Source organism: Anaeromusa acidaminophila DSM 3853 (assembly GCF_000374545.1).
Taxonomy (GTDB): Bacteria; Bacillota; Negativicutes; order Anaeromusales; family Anaeromusaceae; genus Anaeromusa; species Anaeromusa acidaminophila.
Genome location: NZ_KB894639.1, coordinates 1 through 1679 on the forward strand (window position 1 = coordinate 1; position 1679 = coordinate 1679).

Sequence of the window (1679 nt, forward strand, 5' to 3'; positions counted from 1 at the left end):
ATATCAAACGTGAAATTTGTATTTAAAATTAATCAATATATGTTATACTTAAATAAAAGTGAGTGAGGTGATTTATTTGTCGATTAAAACAAAACTTATTGCAGTAACATTTTTAATGGCGATTTTTATATTGGGTTTATTGGGAATTAACCTGTACACTTTTTCGTTGATAAAAGGCGATGCTCCATCAATAAATCTTTCTGGTAATATGCGCTTTCGTGCTTATAAAATAGCCCTGTTAAGCGACCAATATTTATATGCGACGAATGATAAGAAAGCGGCGATTGCAAAGGAAATCGAAGAAGAGATTAAGACTTACGACAAAATTGTTGCTGGCTTTGAGAACGGTGATGCCGACTTGAAATTGCTTCCTATCGAAGATTCTGAAGCAAAGAAACAGTATTCGCTGGTAAGGGAAGAATGGAAAAAATACCGTAAATTAGTCTTAGATGTCATGCAAAACGCTACGATGGAAAAGGTTGAAAAAGTGAATGTCACTGTTCCTGGGTATGTGGTTGAAGTAAATAAACTTGTCAATTTACTGGACCAAAGCGCCCAGAAAAAAATCAACACATCAAAACAGCTTCAGTTGTCGATAGCTTTTTTAGGTTTGATTGTCGCTTGCGGTGCATTTATTGTCATTATCACGATGGTCATCAGACCTATTCGAAAATTGGCAGCTTCATTTGCCAAAGTTGCAACAGGTGACGGTGATTTGCGTGTTCGTTTGGATGAGGATCGTAAAGATGAAATCGGTGAAGTGACCAGGTACTTTAATATGTTTGTTGCGAATGTGCAAAAAATCATAGGTGTCTCGCAGGAAACTGCTGAAAGGGTCAAACAATTGGCCGATTTGCTATCGAGAGCCAGTGAAGAAAGCGGCAAAGCCGTTGAACAGGTGGCTGTAGCTGTACAAGATGTCGCGGAGGGGGCTAATCAGCAGAATGCTAATATGAATCAATTGGCGATTAATACGAATGAAGTTGCTGATGGAATGAACAAGATGGTAGAGCATGCGCAGGAAGCATCTTTACTGTCGCAAGAGTCGCAGCAAAAAGCGTCTTATGGCGATGAAAATGCCTCGATCGTGAGTGAACGTACAGAAGAATTGAAAAAAACTGTCGGTAAGGTCACAGATAATGTCAATCTTCTTGCAGAGTACTCTCAAGATATCAGCCAGATTATCGACTTGATTAAGGCCATATCAGGACAAACGAACTTGCTGGCTTTGAATGCTGCGATTGAAGCGGCTAGAGCCGGGGAAGCAGGACGGGGCTTTGCCGTAGTAGCTGAAGAAGTCCGAAAATTGGCGGAACAGACTAATGTGGCAGCAGACAATGTTACTGGAAAGATCACTCAAATGCAACAACAGGTAGGTTTGGTAAAAAACGCAAACCTGTTGTTAGGCGGCGAATTGTCACATATTGATAAGGCGGTTGCCGACTTAGCCGTCGCATTGCGTGAAATCATGGAATCGTCCGAAAGCAGTAAAAAATCGGTGGAAGAAATCACCACACTTAACAAGCAAGTGTCCGGTAATTTTGCTGGTATCGCTGATTCTTCTCAAATCATCGCGCAGGCCTCGCGGCGCATCGCAGCACAATCAGAAGACTCTGCAGCAGCAATCGAAGAACAAACGGCTTCGATAGAAGAATTTACGGCTACGGCTCATCAATTGA

1 protein-coding gene is annotated in these 1679 nt (G+C 41.5%); it reads left to right on the forward strand.

Features of this window, described 5'->3' with window-relative positions; genetic code table 11:
- Positions 1 to 76 precede the first annotated feature (76 nt).
- A partial coding sequence (locus C508_RS0117355; RefSeq protein ID WP_026319595.1) for a methyl-accepting chemotaxis protein occupies positions 77 to 1679 on the forward strand: 1603 nt, incomplete at its 3' end.